The following is a 265-nucleotide window of genomic DNA, read 5'->3' as shown; positions in this document are numbered from 1 at the left end:
GGGCATCGGCGACTACATTCAAGCCATCACGCCCTGCCTCTTTCAGCGCTAAGTACGTGGCGCCGCAACCGGTTATGGTCGCTAAGCTGTATATAGAGCCTGCAAACATAGTGTTGTGTAAGTTTAAGTTACCGTCTAAATCTGCACGCGTTGTAAACTGCCATTCTGTGTAGCTTTCTACTGTTAAACCCATTGCATCACTAATTGGGATTGATTCAAGCCAAATATTTTGCAGTAGATGCGTCCACTCCGGGGCGCGTAAACA

General features: G+C 47.5%; 1 protein-coding gene. It reads right to left on the bottom strand.

Annotated elements, in window-relative coordinates; all coding sequences use genetic code 11:
- The coding region (locus tag CWC04_RS19450) for a YiiD C-terminal domain-containing protein (RefSeq protein ID WP_171038606.1) at positions 1-265 on the bottom strand (265 nt) is incomplete at both ends.

It is taken from the genome of Pseudoalteromonas sp. S2893 (assembly GCF_005887105.1).
Classification (GTDB): Bacteria; Pseudomonadota; Gammaproteobacteria; order Enterobacterales; family Alteromonadaceae; genus Pseudoalteromonas; species Pseudoalteromonas atlantica.
This window is presented reverse-complemented; position numbering and strand designations above follow the sequence as displayed.